We start from the raw sequence: 18,628 nt of genomic DNA, 5'->3' as shown, positions 1-18,628 counted from the left end.
TCAGGCCGCCGGCTGTTCGATGGGGCGCGGACGGCCGTTGTCGTCTATCGCCACGTAGGTGAAGGTGGCCTGCGTCACCTTGATGTACTCGCCCTGCGCCCGGAAGCGCTCGGCGAACACCTCGACCGTCACGGTGATCGAGGTGCGGCCCACGCGCACCAGCTTCGAATAGAACGAGAGGATGTCGCCCAGCCGCACCGGCTGCTTGAAGATGAACTCGTTGACCGCCACGGTGGCCTGGCGGCCCTTGGCGTAGCGCGCCGGGATCACCGAGCCGGCCAGGTCGCACTGCGCCATGACCCAGCCGCCGAAGATGTCGCCGTTGGCGTTGCAGTCGGCCGGCATCGGGATGACCTTGAGCACCAGCTCCATGTCGGTGGGCAGGCTCTTGAGGGTGGCGGCGGCGGCCGCTGCGGCGGAAGCGGCACTGGAAGGGGAGGACATGGGCACAATCTGAAGCAACAACAACACCCACGATTGTCCCCCATGCGCCGAAGCGGCGAAGCCCTTTCCTCCTCTCCCCATGCGCCCGGCGGCCATCCGCCCGCGCGCTCCGACCGTTCCGACTGGGCGACCCTGCGCCGCCTGTTTCCCTACCTCTGGCAGTACAAGTGGCGGGTGATCGCCGCGCTCGGCTTCATGATCGCGGCCAAGGTGGCGAACGTGGGCGTGCCGGTGCTGCTCAAGAACCTGGTCGACACGATGACGCCCAAGCCCGACATGGCGCAGGCGCTGCTCGTCGTGCCGATGGCGCTGCTCGTGGCCTACGGGCTGCTGCGCTTCTCGACCTCGCTGTTCAACGAGCTGCGCGAGCTGATCTTCGCCAAGGCCACCGAAGGCGCGGCGCGCAGCATCGCGCTGCAGGTGTTCGGCCACCTGCATGCGCTGAGCCTGCGCTTTCACCTGGAGCGCCAGACCGGCGGCATGACGCGCGACATCGAGCGCGGCACGCGCGGCGTGCACTCGCTCATTTCGATGTCGCTGTACAGCATCGTGCCCACCATCATCGAGCTGACGCTGGTGCTCACCATATTGGGCGTGAAGTTCGACGCGCTGTTCGTGTGGATCACGGGCGCGGCGCTGGTGCTGTACATCGTCTTCACGGTCACCGTGACCGAGTGGCGCACGCAGTTTCGCAAGACCATGAACGAGCTCGACTCGATGGCGCAAAGCCGCGCGGTCGATTCGCTCCTGAACTACGAGACCGTCAAGTACTTCAACAACGAGGAGTTCGAGGCCAAGCGCTACGACGCCAGCCTCGACCGCTACCGCAAGGCCGCCATCAAGAGCCAGCGCACGCTGAGCATGCTCAACACGGGCCAGCAGCTGCTGATCGCCGTGAGCCTGGTGCTGATGCTGTGGCGCGCCACCTCGGGCGTGGTCGAAGGGCGCATGACGCTGGGCGACCTGGTGATGGTCAACGCCTTCATGATCCAGCTCTACATTCCGCTCAACTTCCTGGGCGTGATCTACCGCGAGATCAAGCAGAGCCTGACCGACCTGGACAAGATGTTCGTGCTGATGGAGAAGGAGCGCGAGGTGCGCGACGCGCCCGGCGCGCAGCCGCTGGCGGGCGCCGACTCGACCGTCCGCTTCGAGGACGTGAGCTTCGCCTACGAACCCGATCGCCCGATCCTCAAGCACGTGAGCTTCGAGATCCCGGCCGGCAAGACCGTGGCCGTGGTCGGCCCGTCGGGCTCCGGCAAGTCGACGCTGGCGCGCCTCTTGTACCGCTTCTACGACGTGCAGCAGGGCCGCATCACCATCGGCGGCGAAGACATCCGCGCCGTGCAGCAGGCCAGCGTGCGCCGCGCCATCGGCATCGTGCCGCAGGACACGGTGCTGTTCAACGACACGGTCGAATACAACATCGCCTACGGCCGTCCCGGCGCCACGCGCGACGAGGTCGAAGGCGCGGCGCGCGCCGCGCGCATCCACGACTTCATCGCCGCCACGCCCAAGGGCTACGAGACGACGGTGGGCGAGCGTGGCCTGAAGCTCTCGGGCGGCGAGAAGCAGCGCGTGGCCATCGCGCGCACGCTCCTGAAGAACCCGCCGATCGTGATCTTCGACGAGGCCACCTCGGCGCTCGACTCGGCCAACGAACGCGCCATCCAGTCGGAGCTGCGCAGCGCCGCGCAGGGCAAGACCACGCTGGTCATCGCGCACCGCCTCTCGACGGTGGTCGAGGCGCACGAGATCCTGGTGCTCGAATCGGGCGTGATCGTCGAGCGCGGCACGCACGCCGATCTGCTGGCCCAGCAGGGCCGCTATGCCCAGATGTGGGCTTTGCAGAAGAGCGAAGCAGTGCCGATGCTCTAGCCCGATCATTCACCCCTTCTTTCTTTTCACCGATCCCAGGAGTTCAGACGTGTCGACCAAGATTCCCCTGCTGGTGCTCAACAGCCTCTCGAGCGCCCACCAGGCCCAGATTGCCGAGGTCTACGACATGACCTACGCCTTCGGCGACGCGCAGCGCGCCGCCGCCATCGCCGAGCACGGCCCCAAGTTCCGTGCGGTGCTGACCATCGGCGTCATCGGCCTCACGCCCGCCGAGATCGACGCCATGCCGGCGCTCGAACTGGTCTGCTGCATGGGCGCGGGCTACGAAGGCGTGCCGCTCGAGGTCACGCGCGCACGCGGCATCGCCACCGCCAACGGCGCGGGCACCAACGACGACTGCGTGGCCGACCATGCCTTCGGCCTGCTGATCAGCATCGTGCGCGAGTTCCGCACGCTCGACCGGCTGTGCCGCGAAGGCGTGTGGCGCGAAGCCATTCCGCAGCCGCCGAACGTGTCGGGCAAGAAGCTCGGCATCCTGGGGCTGGGCACCATCGGCCAGAAGATCGCCAAGCGCGCCGCCGCCTTCGACATGGCCATCGGCTATCACAACCGCAAGCCGCGCGAAGGCGCCACGCACCGCTACTTCGACGACCTGAAGTCGCTCGCCACCTGGGCCGACTTCCTGGTGCTGGCCGCGCCGGGCGGGCCGGCCACGAAGCACCTGGTCAACGCCGAGGTGCTTGACGCGCTGGGGCCACAGGGTTATCTCGTGAGCATCGGCCGCGGCAGCGTGGTCGACACCGAAGCACTGGCGAAGGCGCTGCGCGAGCGCCGCATCGCGGGCGCGGGCCTCGATGTGTACGAGAGCGAACCCAAGCGCCCCGAGCCGCTCATCGGCCTGGACAACGTGCTGCTCACGCCGCACATGGCGGGCTGGTCGCCCGAAGCCACGCAGAAGTCGGTGGACCACTTCCTCGCGAACGCCCAAGGGCACTTCGCGGGGCGCGGCGTGCTCACGCCGATCTGATCAGATCTGATCAGGACAGGGCCGGCGGGCGCCGCGCCGCCCAGCCGCAGGCCTGGTCGTAGGCATGGCCCAGCCGCAGCACGTCGAGGTCGGCATGGATCGGCCCGGCCAGCTGCAGGCCCATCGGCAGCCCGCCGTCGCCGAAGCCCGCGCGCACGTTCAGCGTGGGCAGGCCCGCCAGCGTGAAGGGCGTGACGATCTCCATCCAGCGGTGGTAGGTGTCGCTCTTCACGCCGTTCACCTCGGTCGGCCAGTGCAGCTCGGCGTCGAAGGGGAACACCTGCGCCGTCGGCGCGACCACGAAGTCGAAGCGCTCGAAGAGCTTGAGGAACGCGCGGTACACGTTCGATCGGTAGAGCGAGGCCTGGTACAGCGAGGCGGCGTCCAGGTGCCGGCTTTGCTCGATCTCCCATTGCGCCTCGGGCTTGAGCTGGGCGAACAGCTTCGGGTCGCTCAGGTAGGCGCCGAGCTTGCCGCCCACCAGCAGCTGGCGCAGGCGCAGCCAGGCGCTCCAGTTGTGCTCGCGCGGCACGTCGAGCGTGCAGGGCTCGACCTCGCAGCCGATGGTGCGGAAGGTGTCGAGCGCCTGCTCGCCGAGTTCGCGCACGCCCGGCGCCAGCGGCAGCTCCGGCCAGATGCTGCCGAGCCAGCCGATGCGCAGGCCGCGGCCGTCGCCGTCCAGCTGCAGGTCGTCGGGCGAGGGCAGGGCGTGCGGCGACGACAGCGGCACGCGCGTGTCGAAACCCGCCTGCACGGCCAGCAGCCGGGCCGTGTCTTCCACGGTGCGGCCCATCGGGCCCTCGCAGCCCAGCTGCTGGAAGAAGAGCTCCTGCTCCGGGTCGCCGGGCACGCGTCCGCGCGAGGGGCGCAGGCCGATCACGTTGTTGAAGGCGGCGGGGTTGCGCAGCGATCCCATCATGTCGCTGCCGTCGGCCACGGGCAGCATGCCCAGGGCCAGCGCCACGGCCGCGCCGCCGCTGCTGCCGCCCGCGCTGCGATCGGGCGCGTAGGCGTTGCGCGTGATGCCGAACACCGTGTTGTAGGTGTGCGAGCCGAGGCCGAACTCGGGCGTGTTCGTCTTGCCGATGACGACGGCGCCGGCCGCGCGCATGCGCGCCACATGCAGGCTGTCGGTGCGCGCGGGCGAGCGCGGCGACAGCGGCGAGCCCATCGAGGTCGGCAGGCCGGCGGCGTGGCTCAGGTCTTTCACGGCCAGCGGAAAGCCGTGCATCCAGCCGCGCCGTTCGCCGCGCGCCAGCTCGGCGTCGCGTTCGTCGGCCTCGGCCAGCAGCTGGGCGGGGTCGCGCAGGGAGACGATGGCGTTGAACCGCGGGTTGAGCGCGTCGATGCGGGCGAGCGACGCCTGCATCACCTCGCGGCAGGACACGTCGCGGGCCGCGATCTTGCGCGAAAGTTCGGTGGCGCTGAGCTCAGGCAGGTCGTCGAAAGGCATGGCGCATGCGGGAAAAGGAGGGGGCGCCCAGTATGGCGCGGCGCTCGCATAATCGCCGCGTATGGAAACAAAGTGGCTCGAAGACTTCATCAGCTTGGCGGAAACCCGCAGCTTCAGCCGCTCGGCCCAGTTGAGGCACGTGACGCAGCCGGCGTTCTCGCGGCGCATCCAGGCGCTCGAGGGATGGGCCGGCACCGACCTGGTCGACCGCAGCTCGTACCCCACGCGCCTCACGCCCGCGGGCCAGACGCTGTACAGCCAGGCCATCGAGATGCTGCAGTCGCTGCAGAGCACGCGCGCCATGCTGCGCGGCCACTCGGCCGCCGGCCAGGACGTGATCGAGATCGCCGTGCCGCACACGCTGGCCTTCACCTTCTTTCCGTCGTGGGTCACCAGCCTGCGCGAGCACTTCGGGCCCATCAAGAGCCGGCTCATCGCGCTCAACGTGCATGACGCGGTGCTGCGGCTGGTCGAGGGCAGCTGCGACCTGCTCATTGCCTACCACCACCCCTCGCAGCCGCTGCAGCTCGATGCCAACAAGTACGAGATGGTCAGCCTCGGCGAGGAAACCGTGGCCCCCTGGGTCAAGGCCGATGCCGAGGGCGCGCCGCGCTACCGGCTGCCGGGCCGACCGGGCCAGCCGCTGCCCTACCTGGGCTACGCGCCGGGCGCCTACCTCGGGCGCGTGGTCGACCAGTTGCTCAAGGAGTCGGGCACGGCCATCCACCTGGACCGCGTCTACGAGACCGACATGGCCGAAGGCCTGAAGGTGATGGCGCTCGAAGGCCACGGCATCGCCTTCCTGCCGCAAAGCGCGGTGCGCAAGGAGATCAAGGCGCGCAAGCTGGTGAGCGCGCTGCCGCCCGAGATCGACAGCCTCGAGGCCAAGATGGAAATCCGTGCCTACCGCGAGCGGCCCACCGCGCCGGTCCCGGTGAAGGGCGGCGCTGGCCGCTCGGCGGCCCGGGCCGGTCTGTCCGAAAGCCTGCAGCCCAAGCGCACGGCCGACGCCCTGTGGTCCTACCTGGTCGGAACCCAGCCGCCGCAGTGAGCGGGCGAGTGTGAATGGCCGTGGATTTGTGCGCTGCACAATCTATAAGCACCACGCATACGACCCCCCGCAATCAGCATTGGCGGCCCGGCCACGGCGCCACTACAGTCGCGGCAGTTTTTTTCGGCCGTTGCACGCCGGGGATCGCCGGTCGCTGCCTGCGCCACGCACAGCCGCCCGAATGCCGGGCACAAAGGCTGCTTAGTGAAAGTCGGACAATGCGAAATGTCTGGATTGCACCAGGCTGGCGCCCCGATGGGCGCAGCCGGTGCGAGGCGGGCGGCGATGCCCGTGGAATGCACCGGGTTGGTCCGGGTATCCCGCAAAATGCGAGTGTCTAGAATTTCGTTCTATTTGTTTCAGTCACCCTCAGGAGCTTTTCGTATGAAAAAACAAGTATTGGCATTGGCTGTCGCAGCGCTCGCCACCAGCGGCGCCTTTGCACAGGCCAATGACACCCTGGCCAAGATCAAGGCCTCGGGCACCATCACCGAAGGCGTGCGTGAGTCCTCCGGCCTTTCGTACACGCTCGGCAATGGCCAGTACACCGGCTTCCACTACGACGTCTGCGCCAACATCATCAAGGACCTGGAGAAGGCCGCCGGCAAGAAGCTCGAAGTCAAGTACCAGCCCGTGACTTCGCAGAACCGCATCCCCCTCGTGCAGAACGGCACCGTGGACATCGAGTGCGGCTCCACCACCAACAACGCCACCCGCCAGAAGGACGTGGCTTTCGGCGTGACCACCTACGTCGAAGAAACCAAGATCGTCGTCAAGGCCAACTCGGGCATCAACTCGCTGGCCGACCTGAAGGACAAGACGGTCGCCACCACCACCGGCACCACGCCGCTGCAGACCGTGCGCAAGCAAAAGCGCGCCGAGAACCTGACCTTCAAGGAGGTCTACGGCAAGGACCACTCCGACAGCTTCCTGCTGCTGGAAACCGGCCGTGCCGACGCCTTCGTGATGGACGGCTCGATCCTGGCTGCGCTGGCCGCCAAGTCGAAGTCGCCCAAGGACTACAAGATCCTGAACGACGTGCTGGCCGTGGAACCCATCGCCATCATGATCCGCAAGGACGACCCCGCCTTCAAGAAGGCCGTGGACGACAGCATCAAGGCACAGGCCAAGTCGGGCGAACTCGCCAAGCTGTATGACAAGTGGTTCCTCAAGCCGATTCCCCCGGCCAACGTGACCATCAACCTGCCGCTGGGCGAAGCCACCAAGAACGCGTGGGCCAACCCGAACGACAAGCCGGCCGAAGAGTACGTCACCAAGGAATAAGCGCGCGTCGCTGCGTGAATGGACGCCCACCTTTCGCGGTGGGCGTTTCTTTTCAAGGGACGGTTTTTCGAAAAGAAGCTGAAGGAGTAAACACACATGGGAAACTGGGATTGGCAGGTCTTCCTGCAAGACCCCGGGGGGGAATATCCGAGCTATCTGCAATGGATGCTCTCGGCCTGGGGCTGGACCGTGTCGGTCGCGCTGCTGGCGCTGATCGTCGCGCTGGTGCTGGGCTCGCTGATCGGCATCATCCGCACGCTGCCCGACAGTCCGTGGCTCGTGCGCTTTGGCAATGCATGGGTGGAGCTCTTTCGCAACATCCCGCTGTTGGTGCAGATCTTCCTCTGGTACCACGTGATTCCGGCGCTGGTTCCCGTGATGAAGGGCGTGCCGAGCTTCATCCTCGTGGTGCTGGCACTGGGCTTCTTCACCTCGGCGCGTATCGCCGAGCAGGTGCGCTCCGGCATCCAGGCGCTGCCCAAGGGCCAGCGTTACGCGGGCATGGCGGTGGGCTTCACCACCGCGCAGTACTACCGCTACGTGATCCTGCCGATGGCGTATCGCATCATCATCCCGCCGCTCACGAGCGAGACGATGAACATCTTCAAGAACTCGTCCGTCGCGTTCGCCGTGTCGGTCACCGAACTCACCATGTTCGCCATGCAGGCGCAGGAAGAAACCTCGCGCGGCATCGAGGTCTACCTGGCGGTGACGGCGTGCTACGTGGTGTCGGCCCTGGCCATCAACCGGCTCATGGCGTTCATCGAGAAGAAGACCCGCGTGCCGGGCTTCATCGTCTCGGCCAGCGCTGGCGGCGGAGGACACTGACATGATGAATCTCGACCTGTCCTTCTACAACTGGGACGTCATCAGCAACTTCGTCATCAAGGGCTTCTACTTCAGCATCATGCTGACGGTGGTGGCCACGATCGGCGGCGTGATCTTCGGCACGATCCTGGCGCTCATGCGCCTGTCGGGCAAGAAGTGGCTCGATGCGCCCGCGGCCCTGTACGTCAACGGCATGCGAAGCATCCCGCTGGTGATGGTGATCCTGTGGTTCTTCCTGCTCGTGCCGGCGTCGTTCTATTCGATGTTCGGTTCGCTCGGCTCGAACTACCGCTCGGAAATCTCGGCGGTGATCACCTTCGTGGCGTTCGAGGCGGCCTACTTCTCCGAGATCATGCGCGCGGGCATCCAGTCGATCCCGCGCGGCCAGGTGAACGCGGGCCAGGCCGTGGGCATGACCTACGGCCAGAACATGCGCCTCGTGGTGCTGCCGCAGGCCTTCCGCAACATGCTGCCGGTGCTGCTCACGCAGACCATCATCCTGTTCCAGGACACCTCGCTGGTCTACGCCATCGGTGCCTACGACATGCTCAAGGGCTTCGAGACGGCGGGCAAGAACTTCGGCCGTCCGATCGAGGCCTACCTGCTGGCGGCGGTCGTGTACTTCGCCATGTGCTACGCCCTTTCCTGGCTGGTGAAACGCCTGCACAAGAAAATCGCCATCATTCGCTGATTGAGTGGCTGAACTGAACCGGAGAGAAACAAATGTCCGAAAAAATGATTGAAATCAAGAACGTCTCCAAGTGGTACGGCCCGGTGCAGGTGCTCAACGACTGCTCGGTGAACATCTCCAAGGGCGACGTGGTGGTGGTGTGCGGCCCGTCGGGTTCCGGCAAGTCCACGCTCATCAAGACCGTGAACGCGCTCGAGCCCTTCCAGAAGGGCGAGATCACAGTCAACGGCATTCCGCTGCACGACCCCAAGACCAACCTGCCCAAGCTGCGCTCCAAGGTCGGCATGGTGTTCCAGCACTTCGAGCTGTTCCCGCACCTGTCGGTGACCGAGAACCTCACGATCGCGCAGATCAAGGTGCTGGGCCGCACGCCCGACGAAGCCAAGACCCGCGGCCTGAAGATGCTCGACCGCGTGGGCCTGATGGCGCACAAGGACAAGTTCCCGGGCCAGCTGTCGGGCGGTCAGCAGCAGCGCGTGGCGATCGCCCGAGCGTTGTCGATGGACCCGATCGTGATGCTGTTCGACGAACCCACCTCGGCGCTCGACCCCGAGATGGTCGGCGAAGTGCTCGACGTGATGGTGAGCCTGGCCAAGGAAGGCATGACCATGATGGTGGTCACGCACGAAATGGCCTTCGCCCGCAAGGTCGCGAGCCGCGTGATCTTCATCGACGTGGGCGGCAAGATCCTCGAAGACTGCCCGAAGGACGAGTTCTTCAACCACCCGGAAAACCGTCAGCCGCGCACGAAGGATTTCCTGAACAAGATCCTGCAGCACTGATCCGCTGCCGCACCCAAACAAAAAGCCACGCTGTCCGCAGCGTGGCTTTTTTCATGGGCGCGCCTTGTTCAGGGCAGCCGCGCGATGTGCTCCGTCAGCAGGTCGAAGAAGCCCTGCGCATCGCCATCGACGACCCAGTGCACGTTCGCGGGCCGCTTCAGGCTGCCGTGCCAGTCGGCCACGGTCTGGCCGAAGCCCATGCCTTCGCGGCTGTCGATCTCGACGTGGATGCGTCGGCCCTGGAACAGGTCGGGGCGCAGCAGGTAGGCCGTCACGGTGGCGTCGTGCACCGGGCCGCCGGGCATGCCGTAGTGGGCCATCTCCTGCGGCGCGTAGGCATCGAGGATGTCGGCGACGATCGCGCCCGCGCGGTTGCCCAGCTGGCGCAGCCGTGCGATGCGCGCGTCGCTCGTGAGGATCTTGTGTGTCACGTCCAGCGGCAGCATCGTGATCGGCACGCCGCTTTTCAGCACCGCCTCGGCCGCGTGCGGGTCGGCGAACACGTTGAACTCCGCCACCGGCGTGATGTTGCCGCCGTTGAAGTGCGCGCCGGCCATGAGCACCAGCTCGCGCAGGCCGTGCACGATGTCGGGCGCCTGCTCGAGCGCCAGTGCGAGGTTGGTCTGCGGGCCGAGCATGGCGAGCGTCACGCTGTGCTCGGGCGCGGCGCGCAGCGTGCGCACGAGGTAGTCGACGGCATGGCCTGCGGCCAGCGGCACGGCGGGCTCGTGCACGGCCACGCCGGTGAGGCCTTCTCGGCCGTGGATGTTGGCGGCGTAGATCGGTGTGCGCTGCAGGGGCCGCTCGGCGCCCGCGTAGACCGGAAGCTCCGGCCGTCCGGCCCATTCGCAGGCCAGGCGCGCGTTGCGCGAGGTCTTGGCCAGGGGAACATTGCCCGCCACCGTGGTCAGCGCCTGAATCGCCAGCGATTCGGGCGCCGCCAGGGCAAACAGCAGCGCGATCACGTCGTCCGCGCCGGGGTCCGTGTCGATGATCAGGGTGTGCATGGCGACATTGTCATGCCTCCCCGATCCACCGACGGCAACGCGCGGCTTACTTCGCGCGCGCGGCGATGGCCTTCTCGGCCTTGGCCACCAGGTCGACGCCGACGGTCGACTTCCACTTGTCGTACACCGGGCGCGTGGCCTTCACGAAGGCGTCGCGCTCGGCCGGCGTGAGGTTGGTCACCGTCACGCCCATGGCCGCGATGTCTTTCAGCACGGGCTTGTCGGCTTCGACCAGGCCCTTGCGCGCGATGGCGATCTCCTGCTTGCCGGCGTCGAGCGCGGCCTGGCGCACGATGGCCTGGTCGGCCGGCGTCCACGAGGCCCAGATTTCCTTGTTCACGACGAACACCAGCGGGTCGGCCACGTAGCCCCAGGTGGTGACGAACTTCTGGCCCACCGTGTGCATCTTGAGCACGGTGAACAGGAACAGCGGGTTCTCCTGGCCGTCGACCGCGCCGCTGGCGAGCGCGGGCTGCGCGTCGGCCCAGCTCATCTGCGTGGGGTTGGCGCCCAGCGCGGTGAGCATGTCGGAGTAGATGGGCGAGCCCACCACGCGGATCTTCATGCCCTTGATGTCGGCCGGCGACTTGATGGGTTTTTTCGAGTTGGTGATTTCGCGGAAGCCGTTCTCGCCCCAGGCGAGCGGCACCACGCCGGCCTTGTCGAGGGTCTTGAACATGTCCTTGCCCACCTCGCCCTGCGTGAGCGCGTCGATGGCCGCGTAGTCGGGCATCAGGAAGGGCATGGAGAACAGGTTGAGCTGCTTCACTTGCGGCGACCAGTTGATGGTCGAGCCCACCGCCATGTCGATCACGCCCTGGCGCAGCGCGCTGAACTCGCGCGTCTGGTCGCCCTGAATGAGCGACACGCCCGGGTACAGCTTGATGTTGATGCGGCCCTGGGTGCGCTCCTTCACGAGGTCGGCCCAGATCTTCCCGGCCTGGCCCCACGGCGTGGGCGGGCCCAGCACCAGCGACATCTTGTACTCGGGCTTGTAGGTGGCCTGCGCCATCGCGCCGGTCGAGAACAGGCCGAGCGTGGCGGCGACGGCGGCAAGGCCCAGCAGGGTGCGGCGGAATTTCATGAGAGAGGTCTCCTCTTTGTCTGTCGATGGATCGAAAAAATCAGTAGCCCAGCTTGCGCGGCAGCCAGAGCGCGAGTTCGGGGAAGGCGATCACCAGCACCATCACCACGAACATCGAGAACAGCATCCAGCCCACCCACTGCACGGTTTCTTCCATGCGCACCTTGGCGATGCGGCACGAGACCATGAGGTTGACCGCCAGCGGCGGCGTGAACTGGCCCAGCGCCACCTTCAGCGTGAGGATCACGCCGAACCACACCGGGTCCCACTTGTAGTGCTGCACGATGGGCAGCAACAGCGGCACGAAGATCAGGAAGATCGACACGCCGTCCAGGAACATGCCCACCGTGATCAGCAGCAGGATCAGGAGCGCCAGGATGCCGTACTCGCCCAGCCCCGAATTCACGATGGCGCGCGTGACCGGATCGATGACGCCCAGCGTCGACAGCGAGTACGCGAAGATGCCCGCCAGCGACACCACCAGCAGGATCACCGCCGACAGCTCCCCCGACTCGCGCAAGATCACGAACAGGTCGCGCACCTTGATCGTCCGGTGGATGCACATGCCCACGAACAGGCCGTAGAACACGGCGACCACGGCCGCCTCGGTCGGCGTGAACCAGCCCGCGCGCATGCCGCCCAGGATGAGCACCGGCGCCGCCAGGCCCCAGATCGCTTCGCGAAAGCTCTTCCAGAACGGCGGGCGCGGCAGCGTCGATTCGAGCGCGCCCATCTTGTGCTTGCGCGCCAGCCACACGGCCGGAATCATCAGCGCCAGGCCGGCCATCACGCCGGGGATCATGCCGGCCGCGAACAGCGCCGGCACCGAGGCGCCGGGCACCAGCACCGAGTACACGATGAACGCGACCGAGGGCGGAATCAGGATGTCGGTGGCCGCCGCGGCGCCCACCACGCTGGCCGAGTAGGCAGCCGGATAGCCGGCGCGGCTCATGGCCGCGATCATCACCGCGCCCACGGCGGCGGCGTTGGCCGGGCCCGAGCCCGAGATGCCGCCCAGGAACATGGCCACCGCAATCGCCACCAGCGGCAGCATGCCGGGGCCGCGGCCCACGATGGCGATGGCGAAGTTGACCAGGCGCAGCGCCACGCCCGAGCGGTCGAAGATGGAGCCGACCAGCACGAACATCGGAATCGCCAGCAGCGGGTACTTGCCCAGGCCGGCGTAGAAGTTCTGCGGCACGGCCAGCAGGCCGAACCACTGCGCGTCGGCGTTGGCCAGCGCGATGCAGGCGGCGCCCGCCAGGCCGAGCGCGGCGCCGATGGGCACGCCCACCAGCATCATGAGCACGAAGGCGACGAAGAGCAGGGTGGCGATCACTTGGCGTCGCCCTTGCTGTTGTTGTCGTCAGACTTGTAGTTCGTCTTGCGGCCACGACGGACCATCAGGCCGATGGCGCGCCCCGCGATGGCGAAGGACACGATGGGCAGCCAGATCGAATACCACCAGGCCGGCAGGCCGATGCCGGGCGTGGTTTCCTCGAAGCGGTAGTCGTCCCACACCATGCGGATGCTGAGCGCGCCGATCAGCGCGAACAGGATGGCGATCATCAGCGCGCCGAACTGGGCCAGGCGCTTGCGCCGCGCCATGGAGCCGCTCTCCGAGAAGTACTCGATGCGGATGTGCCGGTCGCGCGCCACGGCGGCCGAGCCGGCCACCAGCGCCAGCATGATCATGAGGAACACCGAGAACTCTTCCGTCCACGCGAAGGACGAGTCGGTGAAGTAGCGCACGATGACGTTGGCGAACGTGATGAGCGCCAGCGCGCCCATGATGAGGACCGTGAGCCAGTCTTCGATGGCGAGGGGAACCTTGGTGGGTTCGTCGGCGGCTTCGATGTCGGGGGGGAGGGGACTGGCGGCGTCCAGCGTGGGGCCGGACTCGGGAGGAGTTGTCATCGCAGGAAAGGGCAGCTGAGGCAGGCGCCAGGTCACCGGGCGGACGCCGGGACGCGATCCGTACACCTTGACAGGCGAGCAGCGCTCGATGCTAGGGGGTCAATGACCATTCATATATCGGGGGTTTCCTTAGCTGTGGCGGTGTGTTGACGGCCTCGGCTTGGGGGCCTTCGGGGCGCGTGCACAGGACACCGGGTACTCCCCTCCGCGAATGTCCCCCGCCCTTCGGGCTCCTCCTTGATTTCGCTGCGGGGAGTACCCGGTGCCCTGTGCACGATGAGTGCGGCTGTGGCGTTGGCGGTTCGATCGCTGCGGTGGATTGCAGATGGATGTGCGGGGGCGTACTGCTGAGCTTTCGTGAGAGGCGGGTGGTGGACAAGCAGAAGTCCGAAGGACTGGTGTCGGTCGTGGTCGACATTGGCATGACTGCGTTCAATGTTCGCGTCAGACTGCGAGCTGCCTTTCAGTCACGACGTCTGACCGTCGCCTTCGGGCCCATTGCTGAAGTCAACCTGCAGCCCACAGAAGCGTCGAAGGCTTCTGGAGCCCTTCATAATCAAAATCTGCCCCCCGCTTGTTTGAGATACTGACCTTTCGTCATGGATAAATTCTTGCTGCAACAGCAGGTGCTGGAACGGCTCGCCGAAGACCTGCTGCAAGTCGAACAGGCAGTGCGGGCAGCCCATGAAACGGCGACTCACGAAGAGAACATCGCCGAAAACAAATACGACACATTGGGACTCGAAGCCGCCTACCTGGCCACCGGCCAAGCTCGGCGCGCCGAAGCCATACGCCAGGCGATGGCCAATTGGCGCCAATTCCGCCCGCGTCCCTACGACGCCAGCATAGGAATACGGCTCGGCGCGTTGGTCTGCCTGGTCGATTCCGACGACAAGCAGCAACAGCTCTTTCTCGGCCCGGATGGGGGCAGCATGACGTTGGTCAGCGGCACTCAGCTTGTTCAGGTCATCAGCAGCGAAGCCCCTTTGGGTAGGGCAATGCTGGGCAAATGCGAGGGTGATGAGGTGTCGATACAGGTCGCTCCAATCCGACAGCAGTTTGAGGTGCTGCGGGTTCTCTAAGCCGCGACTGGACAGAAGCGGCACGCGTGACGTTGAGAGTCGGTCGAAGGCGGCGGACCTCGACCTGCATGGACGCTAACTAGGGTCTCGACGAACGTTCCTCGAAGATGGCCCCGATTTTCCAGTTGTAGATTTCAGCTGCGCGTTGGCGAGATCTCCAAGACTCCTGATAGCCCCTTCCAAGCGCGGGTCGCCGAGATACCCGTAGTTGATGCGCAGGTGCCGGGTGTATCGGCGGTCGGCTGAAAACAAATGGCCCGGCGCTACGCCTATGCCGAGCCGAAGAGCGTCCTGGTGCAGTGCGAGCGAGTCGACACCTTCTGGCAGCGCGAGCCACAGGAAATAGCCACCCTCGGGGCGCGTGACCCGCGTTCCAGTCGGAAAGTATCGATCGATAAATCGCAAGCATGCAGCCTGCTGGCGGCTGAGCGAATGCCGCAGGGCGCGCAGGTGACGATCGAAACTCTTGTGTTGCAGGTACTCCTGCAACGCCAGTTGCGAGGGGAGTGCCGTCGCCAGCGAGCTCATCAACTTGTTCCGGCCCAAAGTGGCTGCAAAGCGACCGCCCGCTACCCAACCGATGCGATATCCGGGTGCCAGGGATTTCGAGAAAGAACTGCAGTGCAGCACCCAGCCATCCCGGTCCCAGGCCTTGGCTGGTGGCGGTCTCCGAGCCCCATGCGCGAGCTCGCCGTACACGTCGTCTTCGATCAGCGGTATGGCGCGGGCGGCGAGCATGCTGACCAGTTGCTCTTTGGCTGCGTCGCTCATGGTGCAGCCCATTGGATTCTGGAAGGTCGGCATGAACCAGCAGGCCTTCACCGGATGCTGGTCGATCACGCGAGCAAGAGAGCTGAGATCTACGCCTGTTCGCGGGTGCGTCTCAACCTCGACCGCGCGAAGACCGCGGCGCTCCAGTGCCTGCAACGCACCATAAAAGGTTGGCGTTTCGATTGCCACGAGGTCGCCTGGCTGCGTCACCGATTCGAGCGCAAGATTGAGTGCTTCCATCGCCCCGCTGGTGATGACCAGTTCAGACGCGGGAACATCCATCCCGACGCTGCCGTAACGCAGGGAGATCTGATGGCGCAATTGGGCGTTTCCTGGAGACAAATCTTCGACGGTCTGCCAAGGATCCATCCGCTTGAGCGCTCGCGTCAGGCCGGCGGCAAGTTGCTCGAAGGGAAACAGCTCTGGCGACGGAAAGGCCGAGCCGAGCGGGACCATATCGCGCTCGCGAGCCTGCGCAAGGACCTGAAAGACAAGCGACGAGACGTCGACCGACATGGACCGCAGGACAGGCTCGCTGGCGGCGAGTTCGTTGGCCGGCATTTCCGCGCCCGCTCGAACGAAGTACCCCGACCGCTGCCGCGCTTCGACAAGCCCTTGCGCCTCCAGCAGGTAGTAAGCAGAGAACACGGTGGACGCGCTGATGCCCATTTGCGACTTCAGTTCGCGCACGGAGGGAAGGCGATCGTTCGCCTTCAGGCTACCCGCGCGAATACGCTGAGCGATGTTGTCGGCAAGCTTCTCGTAGCGGTTCATGGGCATCTCTTTCTGATACGGTCGTTCTGGACCGCTCCAGAGATTGTCATATCAGACATCGACCCGCCCCGGCGCGACCACCGGCCTCCTTGCATCTGATACGGAGATTTCCAGCTGATCTGGTTCTGTACGTATCAGCCTGGAAGATGAACACTCGACAGCACGATGAGAGTGCTTCTGTGGTGCAGGCAGACTGCTCCTCCTTTCGACCCATGTCTTGCGTGCCTTTCGACGCGCCTTGCGGACGCGCATTTAGCTCACCGCAACCGTTTCGTTAAATTGATTGATTGATTGATTTCCGCTTCTTCATCGGTCTATTGAGCTAATCGCCGCACTCGGGCACTTCGCCGTCTTTCACCATTGATATCCCTTCAATCATGAATTCAATCCCTATCTCTTTTGTTATTTTCAAGGTTCTCGTGCTCAGCGTGGGCATGTATTTAGCCGTCAAGTGGCATTACGAACGGGGACAGAAGGACAAGAATCAAAAGACAGCTGCAGTGGTACTGACATCCATCAAGGTGGGCGGGGCGTTCGTCGCTTCTGCGTTCCTCGTGCTCTTCCTCACCTTTGAATTTTGCAATTGGATGGGTCTGGACCTGACCATGCAGTGATTGGAAGTTTTCGGTCGATAGCCCGGATACGGTGTGACTAACGGCACGACCCTTTCAGAGACGGACATCGACACGACGGCGCGGTATTTGGCTGGCATGCCGACGTGCGAGGCGAGCTCGCCGATGGCAAAGCTCTCGCCCAGAATTCAGGTCAAGTGATCGCCCGGCTGCATCGTCTCGCTGTGATTTGTCAGTGCGCCGAGAGCAGATACTTCATGCCCTGCGTAAAGCCACGCGGCGCGACGGTGAGATGGTCCTCGTCGTTCAGGACCGCTGACTTCAGCTTCAAGCTTGGGTACTTTCTGCTCTGTAGCGCCGTCTCCAGCGCCTGGTTGTCGGCAACCATGTCTACCGTCTGGTTGTAGCGCCGAACACCTTTGCGCAGCGCCTCATAGGCGCCGACATAAAGATAGACATTCGCCGTCAGGTCCCGATTCTGTTTGGCGTAGCTCGCTTCGAGCTTCAAGGCATGTCGCTTGTCGTACCAGAGAGATGGGCTGCCGAGGATATAGCCGCTGAACAAGCCGGGCTCGGTGAAAAGGATCTGCATCCCAAGCAGGGCGCCGTAGGAGTGACCGAGAAAGATTGCTCTGGCCGGGTCGGCCCGGTAGCGAGCGGCGATGAACGGCTTTACCTGGTTGCGCAGATATTCTTGATAGGCGCGCGCCTGACCGTGGGCCGCATTGGCAGGCGCGGTGCTGGGGCCGTTCGGTGTCGGTGTGTAGTCGCGCTGGCGGCTGACCGCGCCGTCCTCGCCCTTTGCGTAAGACAGGCCGACGAGGATGAATTCCTCGATCTGAGGCCCTTCAACGTTCAGGCGGCGCCCCAACTGCCGGACGATCGGGAAAGCGTAGTCGGCGTCAGTCACATACAGCACGGGGTAGCGCTGCCGCGGCTGCTTCGCATAGGACGGCGGCAAAGCAACGAAGACTTGGTAGCCGCGGCCTGAAACCGGATCGGGCACGTCCCATACCTCGCTGTCGACAATCTCGTAAGGCCGCCCCTCGCCGGGCTGCACCTTGGGCGTCGTTTGGGCCTGGGCGCGTGCCGGATCGCCAGAGATGCCGAAGCTGGCGATGAGGGCAACCAGCAAGGCATTCAGAAAACGTTGTTGCATGTGATGAGGTCTTCGCAGATCGGGGGAAATTCTGGTGCAGACCGAGAGGATGGCTTTCGTTCGACACCTGTCCCACGAGACAGGCCTGCACGCCTGGCTATCTCTCGAATGCACAACCATTCATTTCATTTGCATCTTTTGCTCAGAGCAAATCAGCCGGCGCATCATGCCTTGTGCATGTCGTACTGATGCACTTTGGGTCTCGGCTCGACCCCCCGGCCGCTCCGGTATCCAACTACTTCAATTGGAGACCCAAATGAAAAAATTCATTCCCAGCGCCATCGCCAGCCTCCTGATCGCCGGGGCAATTTTGCCGGCCGCCGCCAAGGAGAAAGTCGTCGACCGGAGCATCACGGAAGCGGAAGTCCTGGGGGCGCAGCAGGCCTGGTGCAAGGCGCTGGTCGACATCAGCGCCGCGAATTCCAGCGGAGGGCAGCCGGCCGCCAGGGCGCTGGCCGAGAAGGTCATCGACAGCGCCTACGCCTACCAGTTGGGCGCAGTGCTGTTCAAGCCGACGCTCACGACATCGCCGCAGACCTTCCGCACCGCTCGCGACGGCGCGCTGGCGTACTTCGTGGGCGGCAACCCTGCCTTTCCCAACGACACCGGCTTCGCCCTGAAGGGCTGGACGAAATGCGAGATTGCCAACAGTGCCGTGCTCATCCACGGCGACGTGGCCAGCACGCTGGGAAACGTGCTGTTCACTGACCCGGACGACAAGGTCACCACGGTCGACAAGACCTGGACGTTCGTGAAGGACGGTGCCGGCAAGCTGCGCATCGTCGTGCATCACTCGTCGCTGCCGTACGCTGGCCGTTGAACACCGCGTTCGAGTGCCGGCAGGCCCAGGCTCCAGTGCGGCA

The 18,628-nt window shown here is 65.2% G+C and carries 18 protein-coding genes; 10 read left to right on the top strand and 8 right to left on the bottom strand.

Translation table 11 applies throughout. From position 1 onward, the window contains the following. Positions 1–444, bottom strand: coding sequence for an acyl-CoA thioesterase (locus ACAM52_RS24660; protein ID WP_070060209.1), 444 nt, complete (start codon positions 442–444; stop codon positions 1–3). Positions 445–486: 42 nt separating this feature from the next. On the opposite strand from ACAM52_RS24660, the gene ACAM52_RS24655 reads away from it, so the two are divergent. Both ACAM52_RS24655 and ACAM52_RS24650 read left to right on the top strand, forming a co-directional pair. Then, a complete protein-coding gene (locus ACAM52_RS24655; protein WP_369644808.1) occupies positions 487–2,322 on the top strand; it encodes an ABC transporter ATP-binding protein/permease in 1,836 nt (611 codons plus the stop codon). A 49-nt stretch (positions 2,323–2,371) separates the two neighbouring features. Continuing rightward, positions 2,372–3,310, top strand: coding sequence for a 2-hydroxyacid dehydrogenase (locus ACAM52_RS24650; RefSeq protein WP_307635954.1), 939 nt, complete (start codon positions 2,372–2,374; stop codon positions 3,308–3,310). A gap of 10 nt (positions 3,311–3,320) precedes the next feature. On the opposite strand, the gene ACAM52_RS24645 is transcribed toward ACAM52_RS24650, so the two are convergent. Next, complete coding sequence (locus ACAM52_RS24645; RefSeq protein ID WP_369644807.1) at positions 3,321–4,763, bottom strand: amidase; 1,443 nt, start codon at positions 4,761–4,763, stop codon at positions 3,321–3,323. 61 nt (positions 4,764–4,824) lie between these two features. On the opposite strand from ACAM52_RS24645, the gene ACAM52_RS24640 reads away from it, so the two are divergent. From ACAM52_RS24640 to ACAM52_RS24620, 5 genes are all read left to right on the top strand, one after another. Beyond that, positions 4,825–5,814 (top strand): LysR substrate-binding domain-containing protein, encoded by a 990-nt coding sequence (locus tag ACAM52_RS24640; RefSeq protein ID WP_095949530.1) that lies wholly within the window; start codon positions 4,825–4,827, stop codon positions 5,812–5,814. 384 nt (positions 5,815–6,198) lie between these two features. Beyond that, on the top strand, positions 6,199–7,098 hold the full coding sequence (locus tag ACAM52_RS24635) for an amino acid ABC transporter substrate-binding protein (protein WP_062471058.1): 900 nt from the start codon (positions 6,199–6,201) through the stop codon (positions 7,096–7,098). A gap of 96 nt (positions 7,099–7,194) precedes the next feature. Beyond that, positions 7,195–7,926: an amino acid ABC transporter permease gene (locus ACAM52_RS24630; RefSeq protein WP_159273787.1), complete on the top strand. Its 732-nt coding sequence runs from the start codon at positions 7,195–7,197 to the stop codon at positions 7,924–7,926. Between the two features lies 1 nt (position 7,927). Then, positions 7,928–8,617 carry an amino acid ABC transporter permease gene (locus tag ACAM52_RS24625; RefSeq protein ID WP_062471052.1) on the top strand — a complete coding sequence of 230 codons (690 nt, stop codon included), beginning with the start codon at positions 7,928–7,930 and terminating at the stop codon, positions 8,615–8,617. 44 nt (positions 8,618–8,661) lie between these two features. Beyond that, entirely contained in the window at positions 8,662–9,399 is a 738-nt protein-coding gene (locus tag ACAM52_RS24620) for an amino acid ABC transporter ATP-binding protein (protein ID WP_056576214.1), read from the top strand. A gap of 68 nt (positions 9,400–9,467) precedes the next feature. Here ACAM52_RS24620 and ACAM52_RS24615 read toward each other — a convergent pair whose 3' ends face one another. From ACAM52_RS24615 to ACAM52_RS24600, 4 genes are read right to left on the bottom strand one after another with little or no spacing between them, the layout of a single operon-like run. Continuing rightward, entirely contained in the window at positions 9,468–10,406 is a 939-nt protein-coding gene (locus tag ACAM52_RS24615; protein ID WP_369644806.1) for a nucleoside hydrolase, read from the bottom strand. A gap of 46 nt (positions 10,407–10,452) precedes the next feature. Beyond that, on the bottom strand, positions 10,453–11,490 hold the full coding sequence (locus ACAM52_RS24610) for a DctP family TRAP transporter solute-binding subunit (protein WP_062471046.1): 1,038 nt from the start codon (positions 11,488–11,490) through the stop codon (positions 10,453–10,455). Positions 11,491–11,530: 40 nt separating this feature from the next. Beyond that, positions 11,531–12,829: a TRAP transporter large permease gene (locus ACAM52_RS24605; protein WP_307635951.1), complete on the bottom strand. Its 1,299-nt coding sequence runs from the start codon at positions 12,827–12,829 to the stop codon at positions 11,531–11,533. Next, positions 12,826–13,407 (bottom strand): TRAP transporter small permease, encoded by a 582-nt coding sequence (locus ACAM52_RS24600; protein ID WP_369644805.1) that lies wholly within the window; start codon positions 13,405–13,407, stop codon positions 12,826–12,828. Before ACAM52_RS24600 ends, ACAM52_RS24605 begins: the two co-directional genes overlap by 4 nt. 599 nt (positions 13,408–14,006) lie before the next feature. Between ACAM52_RS24600 and ACAM52_RS24595 the strand changes: the two genes are divergently transcribed. Then, entirely contained in the window at positions 14,007–14,489 is a 483-nt protein-coding gene (locus tag ACAM52_RS24595; RefSeq protein WP_159278620.1) for a GreA/GreB family elongation factor, read from the top strand. 75 nt (positions 14,490–14,564) lie between these two features. Here ACAM52_RS24595 and ACAM52_RS24590 read toward each other — a convergent pair whose 3' ends face one another. Continuing rightward, a complete protein-coding gene (locus ACAM52_RS24590) occupies positions 14,565–16,034 on the bottom strand; it encodes a PLP-dependent aminotransferase family protein (protein ID WP_369644804.1) in 1,470 nt (489 codons plus the stop codon). A 377-nt stretch (positions 16,035–16,411) separates the two neighbouring features. On the opposite strand from ACAM52_RS24590, the gene ACAM52_RS24585 reads away from it, so the two are divergent. After that, the gene (locus tag ACAM52_RS24585; protein ID WP_139701442.1) at positions 16,412–16,648 is read left to right on the top strand and encodes a hypothetical protein; all 237 of its coding nucleotides are present in this window, start codon (positions 16,412–16,414) and stop codon (positions 16,646–16,648) included. A gap of 190 nt (positions 16,649–16,838) precedes the next feature. On the opposite strand, the gene ACAM52_RS24580 is transcribed toward ACAM52_RS24585, so the two are convergent. After that, on the bottom strand, positions 16,839–17,765 hold the full coding sequence (locus tag ACAM52_RS24580) for an alpha/beta hydrolase (RefSeq protein WP_369644803.1): 927 nt from the start codon (positions 17,763–17,765) through the stop codon (positions 16,839–16,841). Between the two features lie 256 nt (positions 17,766–18,021). Between ACAM52_RS24580 and ACAM52_RS24575 the strand changes: the two genes are divergently transcribed. Further along, positions 18,022–18,585 (top strand): hypothetical protein, encoded by a 564-nt coding sequence (locus tag ACAM52_RS24575; RefSeq protein ID WP_369644802.1) that lies wholly within the window; start codon positions 18,022–18,024, stop codon positions 18,583–18,585. Positions 18,586–18,628: the final 43 nt, after the last annotated feature.

It is taken from the genome of Variovorax sp. V118, assembly GCF_041154445.1.
Lineage (GTDB): Bacteria > Pseudomonadota > Gammaproteobacteria > Burkholderiales > Burkholderiaceae_C > Variovorax > Variovorax boronicumulans.
The sequence above is the reverse complement of the archived record's forward strand: the minus strand, read 5'-3'. Positions and strand labels throughout refer to the sequence as shown.